Annotated in this window: 22 protein-coding genes; 9 read left to right on the forward strand and 13 right to left on the reverse strand. The window is 60.3% G+C overall.

Annotation, left to right across the window (positions count from 1 at the left end; genetic code table 11):
- Positions 1 to 21 precede the first annotated feature (21 nt).
- Positions 22 to 387, reverse strand: a complete 366-nt coding sequence (locus HB780_RS14265; protein WP_183692809.1) for a lysozyme inhibitor LprI family protein — start codon at positions 385 to 387, stop codon at positions 22 to 24.
- A 175-nt stretch (positions 388 to 562) separates the two neighbouring features.
- Here HB780_RS14265 and HB780_RS14270 point away from each other — a divergent pair, with 175 nt between their 5' ends.
- Both HB780_RS14270 and HB780_RS14275 read left to right on the forward strand, forming a co-directional pair.
- Positions 563 to 1,966, forward strand: a complete 1,404-nt coding sequence (locus HB780_RS14270; protein ID WP_183692810.1) for a DegQ family serine endoprotease — start codon at positions 563 to 565, stop codon at positions 1,964 to 1,966.
- Positions 1,963 to 3,279 carry a replication-associated recombination protein A gene (locus HB780_RS14275; protein ID WP_183692811.1) on the forward strand — a complete coding sequence of 439 codons (1,317 nt, stop codon included), beginning with the start codon at positions 1,963 to 1,965 and terminating at the stop codon, positions 3,277 to 3,279. The genes HB780_RS14270 and HB780_RS14275 overlap by 4 nt, the downstream gene beginning before the upstream one ends.
- A gap of 8 nt (positions 3,280 to 3,287) precedes the next feature.
- Here the strand turns inward: HB780_RS14275 and HB780_RS14280 are convergent, their stop codons facing one another.
- The 6 genes from HB780_RS14280 to HB780_RS14305 all read right to left on the reverse strand — a co-directional run bounded on the left by HB780_RS14280 (position 3,288) and on the right by HB780_RS14305 (position 6,717).
- Complete coding sequence (locus HB780_RS14280; protein ID WP_183692812.1) at positions 3,288 to 3,620, reverse strand: DUF1883 domain-containing protein; 333 nt, start codon at positions 3,618 to 3,620, stop codon at positions 3,288 to 3,290.
- A 109-nt stretch (positions 3,621 to 3,729) separates the two neighbouring features.
- The gene (locus HB780_RS14285) at positions 3,730 to 3,999 is read right to left on the reverse strand and encodes a hypothetical protein (RefSeq protein WP_183692813.1); all 270 of its coding nucleotides are present in this window, start codon (positions 3,997 to 3,999) and stop codon (positions 3,730 to 3,732) included.
- A 30-nt stretch (positions 4,000 to 4,029) separates the two neighbouring features.
- Complete coding sequence (locus HB780_RS14290) at positions 4,030 to 4,221, reverse strand: hypothetical protein (RefSeq protein ID WP_183692815.1); 192 nt, start codon at positions 4,219 to 4,221, stop codon at positions 4,030 to 4,032.
- A 142-nt stretch (positions 4,222 to 4,363) separates the two neighbouring features.
- Positions 4,364 to 5,305, reverse strand: coding sequence for a 4-hydroxy-tetrahydrodipicolinate synthase (gene dapA, locus HB780_RS14295; RefSeq protein ID WP_183692816.1), 942 nt, complete (start codon positions 5,303 to 5,305; stop codon positions 4,364 to 4,366).
- Positions 5,306 to 5,319: 14 nt separating this feature from the next.
- Positions 5,320 to 5,547 (reverse strand): hypothetical protein, encoded by a 228-nt coding sequence (locus HB780_RS14300; RefSeq protein WP_183692818.1) that lies wholly within the window; start codon positions 5,545 to 5,547, stop codon positions 5,320 to 5,322.
- Between the two features lie 153 nt (positions 5,548 to 5,700).
- Positions 5,701 to 6,717 carry a ketopantoate reductase family protein gene (locus HB780_RS14305; protein WP_183692820.1) on the reverse strand — a complete coding sequence of 339 codons (1,017 nt, stop codon included), beginning with the start codon at positions 6,715 to 6,717 and terminating at the stop codon, positions 5,701 to 5,703.
- Between the two features lie 265 nt (positions 6,718 to 6,982).
- Between HB780_RS14305 and HB780_RS14310 the strand changes: the two genes are divergently transcribed.
- Genes HB780_RS14310 through HB780_RS14325 form a run of 4 tightly spaced genes read left to right on the forward strand, consistent with a single transcriptional unit; the run spans position 6,983 to position 11,214 of the window.
- Positions 6,983 to 8,431 carry a hypothetical protein gene (locus HB780_RS14310; RefSeq protein WP_183692821.1) on the forward strand — a complete coding sequence of 483 codons (1,449 nt, stop codon included), beginning with the start codon at positions 6,983 to 6,985 and terminating at the stop codon, positions 8,429 to 8,431.
- A complete protein-coding gene (locus tag HB780_RS14315) occupies positions 8,409 to 9,227 on the forward strand; it encodes a hypothetical protein (protein WP_183692823.1) in 819 nt (272 codons plus the stop codon). Before HB780_RS14310 ends, HB780_RS14315 begins: the two co-directional genes overlap by 23 nt.
- A complete protein-coding gene (locus tag HB780_RS14320) occupies positions 9,227 to 10,207 on the forward strand; it encodes a hypothetical protein (protein ID WP_183692825.1) in 981 nt (326 codons plus the stop codon). The genes HB780_RS14315 and HB780_RS14320 overlap by 1 nt, the downstream gene beginning before the upstream one ends.
- Positions 10,201 to 11,214, forward strand: a complete 1,014-nt coding sequence (locus tag HB780_RS14325) for an OmpA family protein (RefSeq protein WP_183692826.1) — start codon at positions 10,201 to 10,203, stop codon at positions 11,212 to 11,214. The genes HB780_RS14320 and HB780_RS14325 overlap by 7 nt, the downstream gene beginning before the upstream one ends.
- 27 nt (positions 11,215 to 11,241) lie before the next feature.
- Here the strand turns inward: HB780_RS14325 and HB780_RS14330 are convergent, their stop codons facing one another.
- Positions 11,242 to 12,864 (reverse strand): ABC-F family ATP-binding cassette domain-containing protein, encoded by a 1,623-nt coding sequence (locus HB780_RS14330; RefSeq protein WP_183692828.1) that lies wholly within the window; start codon positions 12,862 to 12,864, stop codon positions 11,242 to 11,244.
- A gap of 138 nt (positions 12,865 to 13,002) precedes the next feature.
- Entirely contained in the window at positions 13,003 to 14,292 is a 1,290-nt protein-coding gene (locus HB780_RS14335; RefSeq protein WP_183692831.1) for a hemolysin family protein, read from the reverse strand.
- Between the two features lie 275 nt (positions 14,293 to 14,567).
- Here HB780_RS14335 and HB780_RS14340 point away from each other — a divergent pair, with 275 nt between their 5' ends.
- Positions 14,568 to 15,242, forward strand: coding sequence for a transglutaminase-like cysteine peptidase (locus tag HB780_RS14340; RefSeq protein ID WP_183692833.1), 675 nt, complete (start codon positions 14,568 to 14,570; stop codon positions 15,240 to 15,242).
- Here HB780_RS14340 and HB780_RS14345 read toward each other — a convergent pair.
- Entirely contained in the window at positions 15,230 to 15,553 is a 324-nt protein-coding gene (locus HB780_RS14345) for a hypothetical protein (RefSeq protein WP_183692834.1), read from the reverse strand. The genes HB780_RS14340 and HB780_RS14345 overlap by 13 nt on opposite strands.
- 164 nt (positions 15,554 to 15,717) lie before the next feature.
- Here HB780_RS14345 and HB780_RS14350 point away from each other — a divergent pair, with 164 nt between their 5' ends.
- Positions 15,718 to 16,686, forward strand: coding sequence for a DUF1402 family protein (locus HB780_RS14350; protein WP_183692836.1), 969 nt, complete (start codon positions 15,718 to 15,720; stop codon positions 16,684 to 16,686).
- 66 nt (positions 16,687 to 16,752) lie between these two features.
- On the opposite strand, the gene HB780_RS14355 is transcribed toward HB780_RS14350, so the two are convergent.
- Positions 16,753 to 19,041: a heavy metal translocating P-type ATPase gene (locus tag HB780_RS14355; RefSeq protein ID WP_183692838.1), complete on the reverse strand. Its 2,289-nt coding sequence runs from the start codon at positions 19,039 to 19,041 to the stop codon at positions 16,753 to 16,755.
- Between the two features lie 70 nt (positions 19,042 to 19,111).
- Here HB780_RS14355 and HB780_RS14360 point away from each other — a divergent pair, with 70 nt between their 5' ends.
- Positions 19,112 to 19,534, forward strand: a complete 423-nt coding sequence (locus tag HB780_RS14360) for a MerR family transcriptional regulator (RefSeq protein ID WP_183692840.1) — start codon at positions 19,112 to 19,114, stop codon at positions 19,532 to 19,534.
- A 137-nt stretch (positions 19,535 to 19,671) separates the two neighbouring features.
- Here the strand turns inward: HB780_RS14360 and HB780_RS14365 are convergent, their stop codons facing one another.
- Positions 19,672 to 20,082 (reverse strand): hypothetical protein, encoded by a 411-nt coding sequence (locus HB780_RS14365; RefSeq protein WP_286203106.1) that lies wholly within the window; start codon positions 20,080 to 20,082, stop codon positions 19,672 to 19,674.
- Between the two features lie 208 nt (positions 20,083 to 20,290).
- A complete protein-coding gene (locus HB780_RS14370) occupies positions 20,291 to 20,899 on the reverse strand; it encodes a DUF2026 domain-containing protein (RefSeq protein WP_183692844.1) in 609 nt (202 codons plus the stop codon).
- Positions 20,900 to 20,988: the final 89 nt, after the last annotated feature.

Raw genomic sequence — 20,988 nt, forward strand, 5'->3', positions numbered from 1 at the left:
TCTTTTTGGGCTACTTTGCTTTTAGATCGGCCGATTGATCTTTTTATACGTCTCATCCAGCTCCTTCAGCCGCTCTTGATAGGACGATGTCAAACATCCGACATCCGCGCCGCAGGCCTGCCGCTTCTTCAACCAGGCGGATTGTTCATCCTGCAGCGTGCCACGCGAACCCATGGCGAGCAGGCCGGAGAGCAGGTCGAAGGTCGTCACCATCTTCACGTCGGCATCGTTGAGCGCTCTGACATCGCAGATCGTCTTTTCGTCAGGCTGAAGACTTTGCGCGTCGCAGTTGAAGCTCGCGGCCCGGGATGTGCCGGTCGCGGCGAGCGTGCCGAGGAGGGCGAGGGAGGTGATGAGGAAGGCTGCCGTTAGGCTGTTTGATCGCATAAGGTTACTCCATCTGTCGATTTCCGAAGTGAAATGCGCAATCACATGGTTTTGTTCATTCCACCTGTTTTTTATAAGTGCGCACGACCATCTATGCTTCATGCTTCCGCCCTCTTTTCTTTCTACCGTCTAGCGCTACAACGTTGTTTCAAGAGCATTAAAAAAGGAAAATTCCATGCAGGTCCTGCTGACGCGCGCTGCCGTTTCGATGATTGCCCTCGTCATGGCGATGCCGCTTTCCGCCGCGGCGCAGACTGCGAAGTCTGTGCCGGAAAGCCAGATGCAAATGCAGCTGTCGTTTGCGCCGCTGGTCAAGCAGACGGCTGGCGCGGTGGTCAACGTCTATGCCGAGCGGGTGGTACAGCGGCAATCGCCGTTTGCCGGTGATCCCTTCTTCGAGCAGTTCTTCGGCCAGCGCATGCCGAACCGCACGGAGAAGCAATCCTCCCTGGGCTCCGGCGTCATCGTCGAGGCAAACGGCACTGTCATCACCAACAATCACGTTGTCGATGGCGCCGACGATATCAAGATCGCGCTGTCGGATGGCCGCGAATTTCCCTGCAAGGTGATCCTGAAGGATGACCGGGTCGATCTCGCGGTGCTGAAGATCCAGTCGAAGAACGAGACTTTCCCGATCCTGCCGCTCGGTAATTCCGATGGCGTTGAAGTTGGCGATCTCGTGCTTGCGATCGGCAATCCCTTCGGCGTCGGCCAGACGGTAACAAGCGGCATCGTCTCCGCGCTCGCCCGCAACCAGGTGAAGAACGAGGTCGGCTTCTTCATCCAGACCGATGCCTCGATCAACCCCGGCAATTCCGGCGGTGCGCTTGCGAATATGAGCGGTGAGCTGATCGGCCTCAACACGGCGATCTTCTCGCAGGGCGGTGGCTCCAACGGTATTGGCTTCGCCATTCCCGCCAACCTGGTGAAGGTTTTCCTCGCCGCCGCCGATCGTGGCGACAAGACCTTCGACCGGCCCTATATAGGCGCCTCCTTCGAGCCGGTGACCTCGGACGTTGCCGAAGCGCTCGGCCTCGACAAGGTGCGCGGCGCGCTGGTGACCAAGGTGGTCGATGGTGGACCGGCGGCAAAGGCTGGCTTGAAGCCGGGCGAGGTCGTGACTGCCCTCAACAACATCCCCGTCGAACACCCGGACGCATTGGGTTACCGTCTGACGACGGCCGGGCTCGGCGTCACCGTGGCTTTGACGGTCCTGGATGGCGGCAAGGAGCATCAGGCCAGCATGACGCTCGCCGCCGCGCCCGAAACAACCCCGCGTGCCGAAAAGCTCATCGAGGGCAACAATCCCTTTGCGGGTGTGACGGTGGCTAATCTCTCGCCGCGCGTTGCCGACGAATTGCATCTGCCGCCGGATACTGCTGGTGTCGTGGTCGAAGGCCTGAAGGCGAATTCGCCGGCCGATCGCGTTGGTTTCGCACCGAAGGATATCATTATTTCGGTCAATGGCGTCGCTATCACCTCGACCGACATGTTACAGCAGACCGTTAGCGGCAATCCAAGCTTCTGGCGCGTCGAGATCGAACGCGATGGCCAGCGCATACGGCAGTTTTTCCGATGAGTGATGACTTGTTTGCACCGAAGATACCGGAAGGGGTCGCCAGCAAGCGACCTCTTGCCGATCGTCTGCGGCCGCAAACTTTGGCTGATGTCACCGGTCAGTCCCATCTGACCGGCGAGGATGGTGCGCTGCGCCGCATGATCGAGTCCGGCTCGCTGGGCTCGATGATCTTCTGGGGGCCGCCCGGCACCGGCAAAACGACGGTGGCGCGGCTACTGTCGGGCGAGGCGGGCCTGGCCTTCGAGCAGATCTCGGCAATCTTCTCCGGCGTTGCCGATCTCAAGAAAATGTTCGAAACCGCACGCCTGCGCCGCATGGATGGCCGCCAGACGCTGTTGTTCGTCGACGAGATCCATCGCTTCAACCGCGCCCAGCAGGATAGTTTCCTGCCCGTCATGGAGGACGGCACCGTCATTCTGGTGGGTGCCACGACCGAGAACCCGTCCTTCGAGCTCAACGCCGCTCTTTTGTCCCGCGCCCGCGTCTTGACGTTTCGCTCCCATGACGAGGAAAGCCTGGCGGAGCTGTTGAGCCGCGCCGAGAAGACGGAGGGCAAGCCGCTGCCGTTGACCGAGGATGCCCGCGCCAGCCTGATCCGCATGGCGGATGGCGATGGCCGCTCGGTGCTGACGCTGGCGGAAGAAGTCTGGCGCGCCGCCCGCAAGGACGAGCTTTTCGATCCGGACGCATTGGTGAAGATCGTGCAGCGCCGTGCTCCGGTCTATGACAAGGCGCAGGACGGCCACTACAATCTGATATCGGCGCTGCATAAGTCCGTGCGCGGCTCCGATCCCGATGCGGCGCTCTACTATCTCGCCCGCATGTTCGATGCCGGCGAAGACCCGCTTTATCTCGGACGGCGGTTGGTGCGGATGGCGGTGGAGGATATCGGGCTTGCCGATCCGCAGGCGCTGGTCATCTGCAACGCCGCCAAGGATGCTTATGATTATCTAGGGTCGCCGGAAGGGGAGTTGGCGCTGGCCCAAGCCTGCGTCTATCTCGCCACCGCCCCGAAATCGAATGCTCTCTACACCGCCTTCAAGGCCGCCACGCAGGCCGCCAAGGAAAACGGCTCGCTGTTGCCGCCCAAACAGATCCTCAACGCGCCAACGAAGCTGATGCGCACGGAGGGCTATGGTGACGGCTATCGCTACGATCACGACGAGCCGGATGCCTTTTCAGGCCAGAACTATTTTCCGGAAAAGATGGGCCGCCAGACCTTCTATGATCCACCGGAGCGCGGCTTCGAGCGCGAAATTCGCAAGCGGCTGGACTGGTGGGCGAAGCTGCGCAAGGAGCGCGGCGAGCGGTAGGCTAGATATCACCTGTTAGTGACGGTCTGCGTTCTGGTCTTCTGCATGCGTGGCGCAGGCGTCTTGTCGATCATCTTGACGCTCGACTCTGCCAGGCCGTTATGGCCTTCCATGTCGACCACCAGATGCCAAAGGCCGGTCTCTGGTATCGTCAGCCGGATCGGCGATTTCTTGGCGACGCCGCCAAGGAACTGGTGCTTAAGGGTTTCCGTAAAGCGCTCGAAATTGGAGCTGTTCATCAGCCGGACATTGGCGATGGCCGATAGCGTGATCTCGATCACGGTTCCGGCACGCTGCTCCTTGAGATCGTAGTGGCTATAACGGAAGGCAGGCTTCGACATTGCGCTTTCACTCTGATGGCACCCGGCCGCTATTTTACCCAAGCGTGGGTTAAGGAAGCGTTGGGCCGGGTGCGCGAGGCGCTCGAAGAATATCTCGAACTATCCCGTCTTAATGCAGGTTGGAGAACGGTATGACGAGGCCGTTGAGGTCGAGAACCGAGCCTTCGGGAGCGCGGCAGATATCGGCCGGGTTATGATTGCATTCTTCCGCCGCGAAATGCAGCGCTGCGGCTTCGTTGGCGAACAGGCCGCCGACGAGACCCTGCCGATCCTGGACGATCCAGGTGCCGCGCCGGTCGCGGCCGACGGTGAAGCGGGCGGGTGCCGGGGAAGCGGCTATATGAGCCGTGCGGCGTTGGATATGCTGTGCGTTTGCCATGGTTTTCTCTCGTAAATCGCTTCGGTAGGCTCAGTTGACGGCCCAGTGCATCAGCACCTGGACGACGCCGGCGGCGAGAACGACGAGGGCAAGCCGCGGCGCGATGGCGAGAAGGCCGTCTTGCAGCGCATGCGAACGGGCCGGGCGTGTGGCCCCGGCAGTACCCCGAGGGCGTTGGAGCGGGTCGGCGGCAGTACCGTATTCCATGTAGCGTGACATCATAGTTCCTTTCCAAGTGTCACCGGCGCTGCTGTCGATCTTGACCGACGCAAGCGCCACGCACTCAAATCTATGTGCTATGCGGTAGGATTTCCATTTGGCAGGAAGAGCTAAAATATAAAAATCTCATAGCGATAGAGCGCTTTTATAATCCTAGGCGGAAAGCCAGTGGCGCGGGAGCGCGGTGATCGCAATCCAGTCGAAGCGAAGCAATGGCTGTCTGGATTGCCGCATCCGTCTCCGCCTCTATGCCGGTCAGCGGCAGGCGCACATCGGGGCTCATATTCTTCATCAACGCCAGCGCATGCTTCACAGTCGCGGGTTCGCTTTCGCGCGAAAGCGCCTTGAACAACAGCCGCAGCCGGTCGTCGATTAGCTGGGCCGCCGCCAGATGGTCACATCCAGCCGACATCTGCATGGAGTGGAAAAGCCGCGGCACGATATTGGCGGCGCTCGAAAACGATCCTCGTCCACCGGCAATGGTGAAGGCGAGTGCCGTCGCATCATGTGTCGAATAGAGCCCGATCCATCCTGGCAGCAACGGCCGCCAGGCACCGATGCGCGTGACGTCGCCGCTGCCGTCGGCAATGCCGATGACGGAGGGGATCTCCGCCAGCCGCGCGACCGTCGTTAGCGTCAGGTCGACAGCGGTATGGGACGGAAGATTATGGATGATCAGCGGCAGGTCGGTACTCTCCGCCAGCCGCTCGAAGTGATGGATAATGCCCTTCTGGGTGGGCTTGGAATAATAGGGAAGAGTGACAAAGGCGACGTCGGCGCCAAGCTTTTCAGCCTGCCGTGTCTCCTCGATGGTCGTTGCCGTATCATTGGTGCCGGTGGCAACGATGACCGGAACTCGCCCTTCCGCCAGCTCGACGCAGATTTCGATGATCCGCTCTCGCTCGGCCTCGTCAAGCACCGGTCCTTCGCCGGTCAGCGAACAGGCAAGTAGCCCGTCAATGCCGCTGAGCAATTGCCATTCCACGTGGGCCATCAGACCGACGCTGTCGAGCGCGCCGTCACGAAACGGCGTGACGAGCGCGGTGATCGCGCCGCCAATGCGCCTTTGCAAGGCTGTTTTCGTCATGATCCTGAGGCCGCTTAGAGATAGTGCAGCACGATGAAGAGCTCGAGGGCGCCAAGCAGCAGCCCGAAGGCGAACATCGCATAGAACGTGCGCTTCTCGCGGACCTGCCGGTTGCGGAGCCGGCGTTTCGGCTGGAGCTTGCCGATAGGGGCGGAAGCGGCAACGCGCTGGTGCCTCTTATCGCTGTCGTGGACAAGGAAGCGGATGGACTCGGTCAGGTTTGGAGAATGTGTATCAAGCATGACGTCTACCTCTACATTCGGCCCTGATGGTAATGCCAAGCTGCATAGGAAATCCATTCGCGGCGAGAGGCGAAGAAATAAGTGGGATATAAAGATGCGGATGCTGGCTCTGTAACTCCCTCTCCCGTGCAAATGGGGTGAGGGGCTTTGGAGCTACTCCGCCGCCCGCAAGTTCTCCTGATCCAATTGCGTCACCAGCGCCAGGATCGTCGCCGAGGTCGGTGTTGGCACGCCTGTCAGCTTGCCGAGCGAGACGACGGTGCCGACCAGCGGGGTGATTTCCAGCGCCTTGCCGGCCAGAAGATCCTGCAGCATGGAGGTGCGTACCGGACCGATGTGACGGGAGCGTTCCAGGCGTTCCTCGATGGAGATCGCTATTTGTGAACCCAGGGCTTCCGCCACGGCCTTCACCTCGTGCATCACCTCGCCGACCATGGTCGACAAAGCAGGGTTGGCCATGATTCCCGACATCCGCGCCCGCGTTAGGGCGCTGATTGGATTGAAGGCGGCGTTGCCCATCAGCTTGCTCCAGATCTCGTCACGGATGCGCGGCGAGATCGAGATATTGACGCCTGCCTGCTTCAGCAGGGCCGCTATCGCTTCGATATCGCCTGATGTCTCGCCCGAGGGTTCGCCGAGGATGAAATGGCCCTTGTTGCTCAGCTCGATTTCGCCGGGATTGATGACTTCGGCGCCCTGATAGGCGACGCAGCCGATGACGCGTTCAGGACCTATCGATCGCCAGAGATCGCCGTTCGGGTCGAGTTCCTCCATCTGCAGTTCGGCATGGCCGCTTTGCTGGTCCCGATGAAAATACCACCAGGGTATGCCGTTCAGGATCATCATGACACGCGTGCCGGCGTGCAGCAGCTTGGCGATGCCGGGCACCGCCGCGCCGAGCTGGTGGCCTTTAAGTCCGGTGATCACCAGATCCTGTGGCGGCAGTTCTGCCGCATCGGCGGTCGCCGTTACCTGAGCCACGAGCGGCTTGTCTGCCTCGGCTTCCCAGAGATGGATGCCCTGCTTGCGAATGCCATCCAGATGCGCGCCGCGTGCGATGACGGAAATGCGTGCCTGTTCCCCGAGCCCCAAAGCCAGTTTTGCCGCAATTGCGCCGCCGAGCGCGCCCGCGCCGTAAATACAGATATTCTTGAAGGGGGAGGGTGTCATGGCCTTGATCTCCGGATCAGTCGCGATTGGAGCAAATTAGGCGATCGTGATGATTTGGCGAGTGGTTTATTGAGGGTGATGACAAAAATCCCGGGTCTTTGCCGCCAAGCGCGATAGCTTCGCGACCGGCAAGATTCTTTCGGGCTATTCTTTACCACAATCCCGTTTTAACTTCGCCGGTACTGCTCTGGACCAGGGACAACCGGTGCGATATCGGTCTATCACTAGTCCTTTTAAAGTTGATGGTTTCGCCTGGGGAAGATCATTGCGTTTTGAAGCCTTAAACCGCCTCTGGGAGACCGTTCGGGAGACAAGCCATGATTTTCGGGCCTCGACCGATGTGTTTCCCGTTGTTGATTTGGAGAAGCTGAGCACGACGCTCAGCCTGAAGGACAAGGGTGCGACCGCCGGCAGGCTCAACCGGCCAGGCCCGAGCGCGCAATCGCTCGACGAGACCGAGCAGCATGTGGTTGCCTGGATCGAAGCGGAGAAGAAAAGCTCCCATCAGGTCCTCGAGGACCAGTTCCAGACCTTTGACAGCCGCCTGCGCAACCTTGATTTCGAAGGGCAGTTCGGGCTGATCCGGCAGGCGAATGCCTCGAGCATTTCGGATTTCAAGGCGGAGGTGGCAAGCGGCGTCGATGAACTGCATGGCCTGCGCCGTAATCTGAAGACCGCCGAGGACGAATTGGTGGATTTCAAGTCGAGGCACAAGTTGCAGCGCGCAGCGAAGATTTCCAGCAAGGCCGCCTGGGGCTTCAAGGTGGCGCTGATCGTCTTTCTCATCCTGATCGAGATGGTGATGAACGGCAGCTTCCTTGCCAAGGGAAGTGAGCAGGGTGTCGTCGGCGGCGTGACGGAAGCGGCGGCCTTTGCCTTCCTGAACATCGGCGCGGCGCTGATGTTTTCCTTCTTCTGCGTCCGTTTCCTCGTGCACCGGTCGTTTCTTTTGAAGCTGCTCGGACTGCTCGGTCTGGTCGCCTATGTCGCGGTGGCGCTGGCGATCAACATTGCGCTGGCGCATTACCGCGAAGTGTCGGCAACGATTCTTTCCGGCGCCGGCGTAGAGGTGATGCAACGGCTGAAAACGGCGCCGCTCGGTCTGCAGGAGCTGAATTCCTGGATGCTGTTTGCCGTCGGCCTGATGTTTTCGCTCTTCGCCTTCATCGACGGCTGCTACCTGACCGATCCCTATCCGGGTTTTGCCGGCGTGCAGAAGCGCCTCGATACAGCGCGAAGCAGCTATATCGATCGCAAGCTCGATCTGATCGATGATCTCCGGGATATCCGCGACGAACATAACAGCAAGATCGAAGCGATCATCCGCGATCTCAGCATGCGCCGGCAAGAGACCGCCGCGATCCTCGCCCACCGAGCCAGAACCGCCGGCCTCTTCGCCGAACACCAGAACCATCTCGAGCGCACCGCCAACACGCTTCTGACCGTCTATCGCGAGGCCAACAGAGGCGCACGCACGGAGCCGGAGCCGGCTTATTTCGCCTCCCGCTATCAGCTTGAGCGGCTGGTGCCGGTGCTGCATAGCAACGAGGAATGGGACGACAAATTGCTTGGCGAGCGTATTCAGAGCGCGCAGGCCGAATTGAGCGAACAGATCAAGCGGATCGGCGACGAATTCGAGAGCGCCATCGAGAAGTATCACAAGCTCGACAATCTTTTCCCGGAGAGTACCATTGGCGCGACGCAAGCGGCGTAGCCGGGGCAGTAGCTCCATCGGTCTGATCATCGCGACGGTTTGCCTTGCCGTCCTGTCGCTCGGCATCGTCGGCGGCTATGGCTGGCTGCGCTATAAGGCGAGCGCCAATGTTGCGGTCGACCAGGCATCGCTTTGCCCGGTGGGCGGACCGAAATCGGAAACGGCAATCCTCCTCGACGTCACCGATCCGATCTCGGACACGACGGCGCTAGACCTGCGCAACCAGTTCCAGAAGATCGTCGCTGATGTGCCCGTCGGCGGCGCGATCGATATCTACGCGCTGACGGCGAAGGAGGGCGAGCTCATCCAGACCTTCCACGGCTGCAATCCCGGAAGCGGCGCTAATGTCGATGAATGGACCAGCAATCCCCGGCTGGCGCAGGCGCGCTGGGAGAAGGGGTTCCAGAAGCCGCTTGCCGATATCGCCGGCAAGCTGAGTGTGGGCGAGGCGGGCAAGCTATCGCCGATCATGGCCGCGATCCAGAAGATCAATCTGGAGGTCTTTGCGAGCGCTGCTCCCGGCATGCCGAAGCACCTCTACATCGCGTCCGACATGCTGGAGCACACCGACGTCTTCTCGAACTATCGCGACGGCGCCTCCTACCAGAAATTCCAGGCAAGCCCCGCGCGCGATAAGTACCGGACGTCACTGGATGGTGTCATGGTCAGGATCTTCGCCTTTCAAAGGCCGAATACGAAGTTCAGCATGGAGGATCTTGGCGGCTTCTGGGCGCAATGGGTCAAAAACAACAATGGCTATTTCGACGGCTTCGTCCGACTGGAGGGGATACGCTGATGGCCGACGCTGAGGCAAGGTTCGCTATGCGCGACTACGGGCCGATGGTCCTCTTCGCCTCCACCACCATCGGCGGCATGATCTTCATCTGGACCTCAAAGCTTTTGGACTGGCCGCTGCCGGTCGTGACTGGCGTGCCGCTGTTGCTGATGGCGATCTATTTCGTGGCTTCGCTGGCCTTCGCGGGGTTTCGCCTGCAGAACGAGCAGACGGGCGACAATCTCTACTACATGGGATTCCTCTTCACCCTGTCGAGCCTCGGCGTCTCGCTCTATCTCTTCGCCGGCGAGACCTCGATCGAGACGATCGTCCGCAATTTCGGCATCGCTGTCACTTCGACCATCGCCGGCGTGACGCTGCGCATTCTCTTCAATCAGATGCGGCGCGATCCGATCGACATCGAGCGCAGTACGCGCCACGAGCTGGCCGAGATGACGCGGCGGGTGCGCACGGAGCTTGACGCTTCGTCGCGCGAATTCGCCCATTACCGGCGAGTCAGCCAGCAAATGTTGTCGGAAGGGTTCGAGGAGATTGGGCGCCAGGCCGAGCGTAACGGCGAAGAAATCCAGAAGATACTCGAGGTCCTGGCGAAACAGGCGGTCAAGCCGATCAACGAGGCGGCGGCGCAACTGACGGAGACGACCTCTCAGCTATCCGAGATCATCGGAAAATTCGGCACCGCCGTCGAAACAGTCGGCAAGAAGCTCGAGGATATTCGCGCGCCGGAAGATGTGGTTCGGGCCGAACTCGCGCCGGCCATCGCCGCCATCAAGGACATGGCCGAAGCGCAGTTGCAGCCGTTGCGGAATATCGAACGGACGCTGAGCCGGATCGCGGATCTGCCGGGACGGCCACTATCGCCTGAACTCAAATTGGTTGATGCGCAGCCTGAGAAATCGTCCGCAGTCGAGACCGCGCCCACTCATGAAGACGTGCTCTCCGTGACGGCGGGTCGCAAACGCCGGTGGCATCTATGGTGATACGCGCCACAGACGCCAAGCCGAAGCTGGAACACAAGGGCTACAATCGTGGCCTCATCCTCGGCTTGACCATGGCTGAATCCATGCTGCTCCTGGTCTTTTGCCTGTTGCTGGTCGCGGCGGCGATGATTTCGCAGGAGCGGAGCCATCGCTATGAAGCAGAGCGCAAACTGAAGGAGGCCGAGCAGCAGCTTGTCCTTCTGGAACAGAAGCGTTCCGAGCAGAGTTGGCTCATCGTACAATTGCAAAGGCAGCTCAAGTCCGGCGATCTCTCGCCGGCGGACCAGGTGAAGCTGGAAAAGGAGTGGCGCGAACTGGTACTGGCGCGCGAAACCCTTGATAGTCTCAACATGGAGGGGACGACATCGGAGGATCTGCGCGACCTTGCCAAGGTGGCCGAGGTGCTGAAGCAGCATGGCGTCGATCTTGCCAAGGCGCCCGACGAAATGAACAAGCTCCTCGCTGGAGGGCTTGGCGGAACAGGGCCCCACGAGTGGCCGCCGATCATCAATCTCGAGGACGTCAGGACGAACTATTTCCAGTCGGGCAGCACCGAATTGACCAAGACCTTCGTGCAGTTGCTCGACACCACGGTTGTCAATGAGATCGCCGGCAATCTGAGCGCCTATGGAGCCAACATTGTCGAGGTGATCGGCCATACGGACGAACAGCCGGTCGCGCGGAAAATCTCAAATCTCGACGACACATTGATCGGCGCCATGGATGGCAGGTTGCCGATATCGGCCGTCGAGCCGTCCGACAATGCCGGGCTTGGTTTGGCACGCGCCATCGCCGTCGCCAATGTTCTGAAAGCCAATCCAAAGCTGAAGAATGCGACGATCCTGCCGATGTCGGCCGCCCAGCTGATCCTGCCCGGCGATACGATCTCGGCGGGGCAGGCGGGTGCTGTTGAAACCCGCCGCCGCATCGAAATCCGCGTCCGCGGCAGGACCACGCCTGTCGCGGTGGTCGACGGGACAGCGCCTCTCCCCGTCAGTGTGCACTGAGGGCACACTGCCCCAACGTTCCTATGCTCAGCTATGCAGGCCGGGCGCCTCATGGCCAGTGCGCGCCACATATTCCGTATAACCGCCGCCATACTGGTGGACGCCTTCGGGCGTCAGCTCGAGCACGCGGTTGGAGAGCTCCGCGAGGAAATGCCGGTCATGTGAGACGAACAGCATGGTGCCCTCGTATTGCGACAGCGCCTTGATGAGCATTTCCTTGGTGTCGAGATCGAGATGGTTCGTCGGTTCGTCGAGCACGAGGAGGTTCGGCGGGTTGAAGAGCATGATCGCCATGACAAGCCGCGCCTTCTCGCCACCCGACAACACCCGGCATCGCTTCTCGACATCGTCGCCGGAGAACCCGAAACATCCGGCAAGCGCGCGCAGGGAGCCTTGGCCCGCCTGCGGGAAATCGTGTTCGAGCTGCTGGAACACGGTGCGTTCACCGTCGAGAAGGTCCATGGCATGCTGGGCGAAATAACCCATCTTGACGCTGGCGCCCAAGGCAACGCTGCCTTCATCCGGCTGCGTCGAACCCGCTACCAGCTTCAGCAAGGTGGACTTGCCGGCGCCATTGATGCCCATGATGCACCAGCGCTCCTTGCGCCGTACCATGAAATCCAGCCCTTCATAGATGACACGGCTGCCATACTTCTTGTGGACGTTCTTCAGATTGACCACGTCTTCGCCTGAGCGCGGTGCCGGCTGGAACTCGAAAGCGACCGTCTGGCGGCGCTTCGGCGGCTCCACCCGGTCGATCTTCTCCAGCTTCTTGACGCGGCTCTGCACTTGCGAGGCATGCGAGGCACGGGCCTTGAAGCGTTCGATGAACTTGATTTCCTTGGCAAGCATTGCCTGCTGACGCTCGAATTGCGCCTGCTGCTGCTTCTCGTTCTGCGCCCGCTGCTGTTCGTAGAACTCGTAGTCGCCCGAATAGCTCGTCAGCGAGCCGGCGTCGATTTCGATGATTTTGGTGACGATGCGGTTCATGAACTCGCGGTCGTGCGAGGTCATCAACAGTGCGCCTTCGTAGCCCTTCAGGAATTCCTCCAGCCAGATCAGGCTTTCGAGATCCAGATGGTTGCTTGGTTCGTCGAGTAGCATGACATCGGGGCGCATGAGGAGAATGCGGGCGAGCGCCACGCGCATTTTCCAACCGCCCGACAGCCCGCCGACGTCGCCGTCCATCATCTCTTCGGTGAAGCTCAAGCCCGCCAGCACTTCGCGGGCGCGGCCCTCCAGAGCATAGCCGTCCAGCTCCTCGTAGCGCGCCTGCACCTCGCCATAGCGCTCGATGATATCGTCCATGTTATCGGCCTGATCGGGATCGATCATGGCCGCCTCAAGCTCGCGCAGTTCGGCGGCGACGATGCTGACCGGACCAGCACCTTCCATAACCTCGGAGACGGCGCTGCGGCCTTCCATCTCGCCGACATCCTGATTGAAGTAGCCGATGGTGATGCCCTTGTCGGCGGAGACTTGCCCTTCGTCGGGCAGCTCCTGTCCGGTAATCATCCGGAACAGCGTCGTCTTGCCGGCGCCGTTGGGGCCGACGAGCCCGACGCTCTCGCCCCTGTTGAGCGCTGCGGACGCCTCGATAAAGAGGATGCGGTGGCTGTTCTGCTTGCTGATGTTTTCGATACGGATCATATTGTCTACGCGAGGCCTGAAGAGAGAGATTTTGGCGCCCTTATGCCACGTGTCTCTCGGTCTGTCCCAGGTTTTCAGCCATCCGATCCGTCGAAAATCGCCGCCGATACGAGAAGAGCACAGTCGGCCGGGCCGCTGCTATACAGCCTCGGTCTTTTCGGGTGACAGCAGAAGCTTGTCGATCCGCCGGCCGTCGAGATCGATGACCTCGAAGCGCCAGCCGTTCCTGCTGAAGCTCTCCCCGAGTTCCGGAAGGTGCTTCAGCTCCTCCAGGACCAGACCCGCGACGGTCTGGTATTCGGCATCCTCGTCCAGCGGGATGTTCATGAACTCCGAGAATTCGTCTATCGGCATCCATCCGGAAACGAGATAGGAGCCGTCGTCACGGCGAACGATCGCCGGCTCCTCGCCGGCGTCTGTCTGGAATACGCCCATGATCGCTTCCATGATGTCGCCGGAGGTGACGACGCCTTCGAAGTGTCCGTATTCGTCGAAGACAAGCACCATGTCGGTGGGCGACGTGCGGATCATCTGGATGACGGTGTTGGCGGTGGCAAGATCCGACACGACGGGAACCTCGCGCGTCAGCGCCTTGATATCGGCGTGGCCGTCGGTGGATATCGCGTCATAATAGTCCTTGACGAACAGAATGCCGAGAACCTCGTCGGAACTTCCCCTGCGTACGGGAAGCTGCGAACGGTTGGTCCTATGAAGCTGCGCGCGTATCTCTTCCGCACTGTCGTCGACGTCGATCAGCTCGACCTCGCGCCTGGGTGTCATCAGCGCCCGCGCGGTACGGTCGGCGAGGCGCATGACGCCGGAAATCATCGCGGACTCTTCCCTCTCGATCACGCCGGCGCTTTGCGCCTCGGCGAGAATGGTCTTGATCTCTTCGTCGGTGACGCCGTCGCTACCCTTTCCTGATTGCCCGAGAAGGCTGAGCACCAGACGGCCGGAGGCATCGAGAAGCCATACCAGCGGCAAAGCGAACTTCGAGAGAACGGTCATCGCCGGGGCGACCTTGCTTGCGACCGTCTCGGGAGCCCGGAGCGCAATCTGCTTCGGCACGAGTTCGCCGACGATCAGGGAGAGGTAGGTGATCGCCATGACGACCGTTCCCACGCCGATGGCGTCGGCCAGCGTTTGGGACATGCCTTGAGCGAGGAGCCAGTTGGTGAAGCGTGCGCCGAGCGTCGCACCTGAGAATGCGCCGGACAGGACGCCGACGAGCGTGATGCCAATCTGGACCGTCGATAGAAAACGGCCCGGGTGCTCGGTCAGCTTGATCGCCAGGCGGGCACCTCTGCTGCCCTGATCCGCAAGAACCCTGAGACGTGCCGGTCGGGAGGAAACCACGGCGAGTTCCGACATTGCCAGGACACCGTTGAGGATGGTCAGCAGGACGACGATTGAAATTTCGAGAAACAAAACCGGCTCTTATAATTGATGAGGATGCCAGTAAGGATATGCGTCAATGCCCTGCCGCGCCAGTGGGGAGGGCGCCATAATATCCTTGAGAGGCTGGTTGCAGGGCTCAAAAGAAGGCCGACTGCCGGTTTTGATCGTTCGGAGATTTTTTATCATGCGATCGATCTCGATGGCTCCGTCAGGCGAAAAACGCAGGAAGCCTAAAATGCAAACAATCTTCTTTTGAATAAATTTGACGGCCCTCCGGCTTCATGGCTCCGTTCATGGAGCCAAAGATGCGATCGCTATTCGTCACATGCATTCTGTTTCTAGCCGGGCTTTTATTCTTTTCGGGCGCGACCATCGCAAAGCCTGCAGGCAATATGTCCGGCTCGCAGACGCATAGTTTTGCGCGGGTAACCGTGAGGACAACCGTACCCATCGGCTGGATCAGCTTCTGCGAAGCCCAGCCCGCCGAATGCGCCGCGGGGCAGAAGAGCGAAGAATTCGCGAAGGTCGACGAGGACCGATGGGCCGAACTGCAGCAGATCAACCAATTGGTCAATCATGAGATCCAGGGCGTCGGGGACGACGACCACTATGGAATTTACAAGATGGGGATCATGAACTGGTGGACCTATCCCGATGACGGCATGGGCAATTGCAACGACTATGTTCTGCTGAAAAGAAAGCTCCTGATAGAAGCTGGCTGGCCCCACTCGGCCTTGTTGCTGACGGTCGTTCTCGACAAGCATAATGAGGGGCATCTGGTGCTGATGGCGCGAACGAATGACGGCGATCTCGTTCTGGACAATTTGGACGATGCCGTGAAGACATGGAGCGCGACGGGTTACACCTATATCAAGCGGCAGTCCGCTGACGATCCGAATGTCTGGTTCCGACTAGAACCGGGCCGCACGCCCGAAGAACTAGCCATGATCAGCAAGGCTCTGGCAACTCACTTGCACTGATTTGCAGACCAATAGGTGTCCACGAGCTTCGGTCCGTCGCGGTCAAGGATCGCGAAGTCACCGGGTATGACGACAAAGAAGCGCTCGTTTTTATCCCCCTCGGCGGATTGCTCGTCGACAATCCCACAGACGACGAACCCGGGCATCCTGGTGCTTGGCTTGACGCTCGATATATGGATGGCCGACATCGGGACATCAACCCTTCGCACGATCGCGGCCGCAGCAAGTGTCGGAACGTCGTCCATCGTGGGAATTGCGGCGCCAGGGGCGGCGGCAAGCAGAATGCCTCCGGTCACGAAAAGATGGTTCACCGGGTTCCTCTCTGAAGCCGTGGGTTTGCGCGCGGGCAGGTGCCGTCTCAACTAAAGTTTATTGTGATTCGCCTCGCGGAAGAACCGCTCAGCCTTGTTTCAGGAGCTTGTTCGAATATGAAGGCGGTCCTGTGGTCGGTGCCTTTTACGAGAGCGATTATCAAATGCGAACAAGCCTATCGAAGATTTCGGCGACCAGCCTCATTCTTTTTCTCGCCATTACCTCCACTTGCGCCGCCCGGGACATGGTGCGCGTGCCTTCTGGCAATCGCAATTCCGAGCAGCCCGCAATCCCCAGCACATCGGCGATGCGTGCCAAGGCCTTCTCGACGACCTATGAGGAGAAATACGAGAAGATCCTCACGGTGCTCCGCCAGGACAAGAGCCTGATGCAGCAGATCAAGAAGGCTGCCGAAACCTATCAGATCGACCCGATCCACATCATCGGCGCTCTTGTCGGCGAGCATACCTACAACATCACGATCGTCGACAGGGTTCAGTCCTACTACGTCAAGGCGCTTGCCTATTCGAAGGCGGACTTCACGTTCAGCTACAAGGGCGTGTCAGTACAGTCCTTCGTGAAGAGGCCGGAATTTGCGCGTTGCAATGGCTTCACCGGCAGCACCGAGCTCTGGGAGTGCCGCGACGAGGCGTGGGACCAGAATTTTCGCGGCAAGACCATCGACGGCGTCTCCTATGAGAACATGACGTTCCAGCGGGCGTTCTTTCAGCCCTTCTATGCCGGACAGACCTTCGGCCTCGGGCAAATCAGCCCCCTGACGGCGCTGGAGGTCACCGACCGGGTACATGTCACCAGTGGATTGGCGAAACTATCGCCGGACGATCCGCAGGCAATATATCGCGACATCATGGATCCGGCGCGCAGCGTTCTCTACATTGCGGCGATCATCAGGGATGCCATAGAGGCATACCGGGATCAGGGCTTCGATATCTCCGACAATCCCGGCCTGACCGCAACGCTATACAATGTCGGACAGCCGCGTCGCCGGGCGCTATCGCTCCGGCAGGATGCCGACAAGCCCGGTGGCCGCAAGCTGCCGGAGGAGAATTATTACGGCTGGCTAGTCAACGACAAGCTGCCGGAGCTTCAGGGTCTGTTGGCTGGGTCATGAATGGCCAAAGGCGGGTAAGGCAGCGATGCCGACCGCCTTTGCCGTTACAAGCACAGAGGCCTAACCTCAAGATCTCGCGGCCTTCCATCCGAGAAGCCGCATCGCATTGGCGGTGACGAGCACGGTGGCGCCGGTATCGGCGAGGATCGCCGGCCAGAGGCCGGTGATGCCGACGACCGTGGTCACCAGGAACACCGCTTTCAGGCCGAGTGCCATGGTGATGTTTTGATGGATATTGCTCATCGTCGTGCGCGATAGCACGACCATGTTGGCGACATCGGTCACGCGGCCATGAAGCGCTGCGGCGTCGGCCGTCTCCAGCGCCACGTCGGTGCCGCCACCCATGGCGATGCCGACATCGGCCGCTGCCAGCGCCGGCGCATCGTTGATGCCGTCTCCGACCTTCGCGACGACCTGCTTTTGCGCCTGCAACTCGCGCACGATGCGCTGCTTGTCTTCCGGCAGGAGCTGGGCGCGGGCTTCGATGCCGAGACCCTTGGCGATGGCCGCAGCGGTCCGTGCATTGTCGCCGGTCAGCATGACGGCGCTGATCCCGGCCGCTCTGAGCGCCTCGATCCCGGCGCGAGCGTCAGCGCGCGGCTCGTCGCGCATGGCGATCAGGCCGGCAATCTTGCCGTCCACGACCAGCACGGAAACGCTCTTGCCTTCATCGTTCAGGGCCACGATCTGGGCATCCTGCTCGGCCGAGAATACTTCGATCTCCCGCGCCGCCTGTGGTGAGAGCAGCAATATGGCCTCGCCGCCAACCCGGCCGCTGACGCCCTTGCCGGGCAGGGCTTTTGCTTCGGCGGCAGGCGGAACCGGGAGCCTGTCAGTCTTTGCCCGCTCCAGGATCGCAAGAGCAAGCGGATGGCTCGAGCCATTCTCCAGCGCTGCCGCCCGCGACAATACCTGCGCCTCGGTAAAGCCGAATCCGGCAACATCGGTCACCTTTGGCTTGCCCTCGGTCAGCGTGCCCGTCTTGTCGAAGGCGACCGTCGTTACCTTGCCCATGGTCTCCAGCACGGCGCCGCCCTTCAGCAGCAGGCCGCTGCGAGCGCCCGCCGAAAGGGCCGCAGCGATGGCTGCCGGTGTCGAAATGACAAGCGCGCAGGGGCAGCCGATCAGCAGGATGGCGAGGCCCTTGTAGACCCATTCTGCCCAGCTCGCGCCCATCGTAAGAGGCGGCGTCACCGCAACCAGTGCCGCGACGGCGACAACGCCTGGCGTATAGTAGCGCGAGAAGCGGTCGATGAAGCGCTCGGTCGGAGCCTTGGATTCCTGGGCTTCCTCGACCAGCTTGACGACGCGGGCGATGGTGTTATCGGCGGCCGCCGCCGTGACTTTAACGCGCAGCACGGCGTCCGTATTGATCGTACCCGCGAAAACTTTGGCATCGATACCCTTGCGCACGGGCGTGCTTTCGCCTGTGACCGGCGCCTCATCGATAGCGCTTTCTCCTTCGACAATGACGCCGTCGGCAGCGATACGGTCGCCGGGGCGCACGAGAATGATCGCGCCTACCTTGAGACTGTCGGCCTGGATCTCGCGGGTCTGGCCGCCGTCTTCGACCAGCGCGGTTTTCGGAACCAGCGTCGCCAGCGACTGGATGCTGGCGCGCGCCTTGCCGGCGGCCACGCCTTCCAGCAGTTCGCCGACGAGGAAGAGGAAGACCACCGCTGCCGCTTCTTCGCCGGCGTTGATGACGATCGCGCCGACTGCCGCAATGGTCATCAGCATTTCGATGGAAAAGGGCGTGCCGGCCAGAGCCGCCATCACGGCGCGGCGCGCGATCGGCACGAGGCCAACCAGCATGGCGATGATGAAGGCATAGGGTGCGATCGAGGGGACGAGATGGCCGATGGCATAGGCGGCAACCAGCGCGCCGCCGGACAGGATCGTTAGCCGGCCCTTCTTGCTCGCCCACCACGGGCCGTTCGTCGGCGCATGGTCATGGCCATGCAGCCCTTCCACTTCCTTTTCCGCAGGCTTGTGATCGGCATGATGATCATGAGCGGCATGGTCATGCGCCGAATGATCATGGCCGCTGTGATCATGGGAATGGTCATGATCACCTTTGCACTGGTGACCATGATCGTCATGTTGATGTTCTGCGGGCGAGGGTGCTGCCTTGCCGGCAAGCGGCGCGACGGAATAGCCGAGACCCACCACCTTCTTTTCGATGGCGACAAGGTTGCTGGTCTCGTCGTGGCGCACGGTCATTGTTCCGGCGGTCACCGAAACCGAGACATCCTCGACGCCGGGCATGCGCCGCACGGCTGTATCGATCTTGGCGGCGCATGATGCGCAATCCATACCGCCAACTCTGTATCGTGTCTGTGTTGCTGCTGCCATGATCCGCTTCCTTGTCAAACCGTGGCATCCTTCCTACATCCTCTAGTGACTAGAGGTGCAAGAGGAAAATATGAAAAAAATCACGATCGGCGAAGCGGCCCGGCAAAGCGGCGTGAAGGTGCCGACGATCCGCTATTACGAGAGCATCGGTCTGCTGGCCGAGCCGGAGCGGAGCGAGGGCAACCAGCGCTCCTACGAGCAGTCGCATTTGCATCGGTTGGCCTTCATCCGCCACGCCCGTGAACTCGGCTTCGAAGTCGACTCCATCCGCACGCTGCTGGCGCTGCAGGACGACCCGCATCAATCCTGCGCCTCGGCCGACGCCATCGCCAAGGCCCGCCTGATCGAGGTCGAACAGCGCATCCGCAGCCTGACAGCGCTGAAAGCGGAACTTGAAATGATGGTAAAAGGCTGCGGCCACGGCCGCGTCGATCAGTGCCGGGTGATCGAGGTTCTTGCGGATCACGGGGAGTGCATGCATCCGCAGCATTGATGTGGGCGGATGTTGAGTTCCGTGCAAACTTCACCCAGATTGCTATGTTGTGGTGCCTCATCGAGCATCATGAAAAGCAATGTTTTTCCTCAAGCCGAGACTGATCAGCACCAAGCTGGATAACAGCCGGCCTTTGTTCAAGCGCCTTGTCGAAGCCAACTGCGTACCATTGCGATGACGCTTCTTTTCATGTCGGCCACCGAGTTCCGAACGGTCTCCACACGATCCATGGTCCATTTCAGCCAGCCGTAAGTCAGCAACTTCTCCCGGCCTGCGTGGAAAAGACGTTCGACCAACAGGAAGCTCATCAGGTACGCCAATGCGATTATGACTAGTCCGGAGATCACATGACCCCTGGCAATGACGAATAGAGCATAAATCTTCAGCGGCTCGGCAATCGCAAGCGGGACGACGAACAGAACGAGAATGACGCCTCGTGGCAATGAACCAACAAACTCGCCGAAGTGCACTACGATGGAGAGTGAGGAGAACCAGTTCACGAATGGTCGGTATAGTGGTCGGGCGACTTCGCTGATGAGCACCAGCACGGCTATGACGAGCCGTAAGGGCAGCAAAAGGAGTTGCCAGGCAGACCGGCGTCGAGTGTTTATGACCATCTCTGAATGCCTCGACGTGCCATCAATTGGTCGATGGCTGCTTGGATGCGGGGTGTCCTACAGTATCTAGCAAGGTCTTTGCAGGCAAAATCCGAGCCATATCACAATTGCTATTTCGGCTCGAACGGGCTTCCGAGCATCACCACGCGCCAACCAGGGAATTGCCGACGAGCGGCACAACATTGGTTTTCCCATCCTTGTTCCGAACGGTGATAGACGTCTGCATTTGCTTGGGAGACTTCCGGAACCAGTTCGTGGCAACGGTGGCGAGGTCTCCGATCATCGGATGCTTGCGCCAATCCGCGAAACGCTCGGCCGTCGCCTCCGGCTCGGAATGATAGAAGAAATCGCCTGACTGGCCGAGATCGTTGATAGACGGAGCCATGGATGTAAGCGGACGCTGAAACATCTTCGAATGGATAAGCAGGCCCGGCGCACTTTCTGAGAACGCAGGGGCCATGAAGTCGATTGCCCAACCGTCCGCTTCGACCCAGCAGTGGAAATTCTCGCCTGCGCCGGAGACATAGCCATCGTCGCGCTGGTCAGCAAAAAGGATGTGTTTTCCGTCTAGATTGTAAGCGGCGAGACCGCCTTTCGGCTTTGCTTTGATCTTGAAATGATGTTCTAGAATGAAGGCTCCGAACGTGCTGAAATACATCGAAGCCGTCGCTGGGTTGGCGTTTTCGTTGATCAGCAGGCTATTGATGACCCGGTAAATCCGATGGTAGTCGCTTTGCTTGATCAGCATGATCGTTCGCCCTTAAACCCACAATATGGGGCTTCCCGTAAGTGATGGCAGCGGCCATGTAAACGTCAGATGTGACAGATATGGCCTCT

Origin of the sequence: Rhizobium lusitanum (genome assembly GCF_014189535.1) — a bacterium.
Classification (GTDB): domain Bacteria; phylum Pseudomonadota; class Alphaproteobacteria; order Rhizobiales; family Rhizobiaceae; genus Rhizobium; species Rhizobium lusitanum_C.

Bases quoted from the DNA above. Each gene is read 5' to 3' on its own strand.
- HB780_RS14265 (WP_183692809.1), bottom strand. From the start codon at position 387: ATGCGATCAAACAGCCTAACGGCAGCCTTCCTCATCACCTCCCTCGCC.
- HB780_RS14270 (WP_183692810.1), top strand. From the start codon at position 563: ATGCAGGTCCTGCTGACGCGCGCTGCCGTTTCGATGATTGCCCTCGTC.
- HB780_RS14275 (WP_183692811.1), top strand. From the start codon at position 1,963: ATGAGTGATGACTTGTTTGCACCGAAGATACCGGAAGGGGTCGCCAGC.
- HB780_RS14280 (WP_183692812.1), bottom strand. From the start codon at position 3,620: ATGTCGAAGCCTGCCTTCCGTTATAGCCACTACGATCTCAAGGAGCAG.
- HB780_RS14285 (WP_183692813.1), bottom strand. From the start codon at position 3,999: ATGGCAAACGCACAGCATATCCAACGCCGCACGGCTCATATAGCCGCT.
- HB780_RS14290 (WP_183692815.1), bottom strand. From the start codon at position 4,221: ATGATGTCACGCTACATGGAATACGGTACTGCCGCCGACCCGCTCCAA.
- dapA (WP_183692816.1), bottom strand. From the start codon at position 5,305: ATGACGAAAACAGCCTTGCAAAGGCGCATTGGCGGCGCGATCACCGCG.
- HB780_RS14300 (WP_183692818.1), bottom strand. From the start codon at position 5,547: ATGCTTGATACACATTCTCCAAACCTGACCGAGTCCATCCGCTTCCTT.
- HB780_RS14305 (WP_183692820.1), bottom strand. From the start codon at position 6,717: ATGACACCCTCCCCCTTCAAGAATATCTGTATTTACGGCGCGGGCGCG.
- HB780_RS14320 (WP_183692825.1), top strand. From the start codon at position 9,227: ATGGCCGACGCTGAGGCAAGGTTCGCTATGCGCGACTACGGGCCGATG.
- HB780_RS14325 (WP_183692826.1), top strand. From the start codon at position 10,201: ATGGTGATACGCGCCACAGACGCCAAGCCGAAGCTGGAACACAAGGGC.
- HB780_RS14330 (WP_183692828.1), bottom strand. From the start codon at position 12,864: ATGATCCGTATCGAAAACATCAGCAAGCAGAACAGCCACCGCATCCTC.
- HB780_RS14340 (WP_183692833.1), top strand. From the start codon at position 14,568: ATGCGATCGCTATTCGTCACATGCATTCTGTTTCTAGCCGGGCTTTTA.
- HB780_RS14350 (WP_183692836.1), top strand. From the start codon at position 15,718: ATGCGAACAAGCCTATCGAAGATTTCGGCGACCAGCCTCATTCTTTTT.
- HB780_RS14355 (WP_183692838.1), bottom strand. From the start codon at position 19,041: ATGGCAGCAGCAACACAGACACGATACAGAGTTGGCGGTATGGATTGC.
- HB780_RS14360 (WP_183692840.1), top strand. From the start codon at position 19,112: ATGAAAAAAATCACGATCGGCGAAGCGGCCCGGCAAAGCGGCGTGAAG.
- HB780_RS14370 (WP_183692844.1), bottom strand. From the start codon at position 20,899: ATGCTGATCAAGCAAAGCGACTACCATCGGATTTACCGGGTCATCAAT.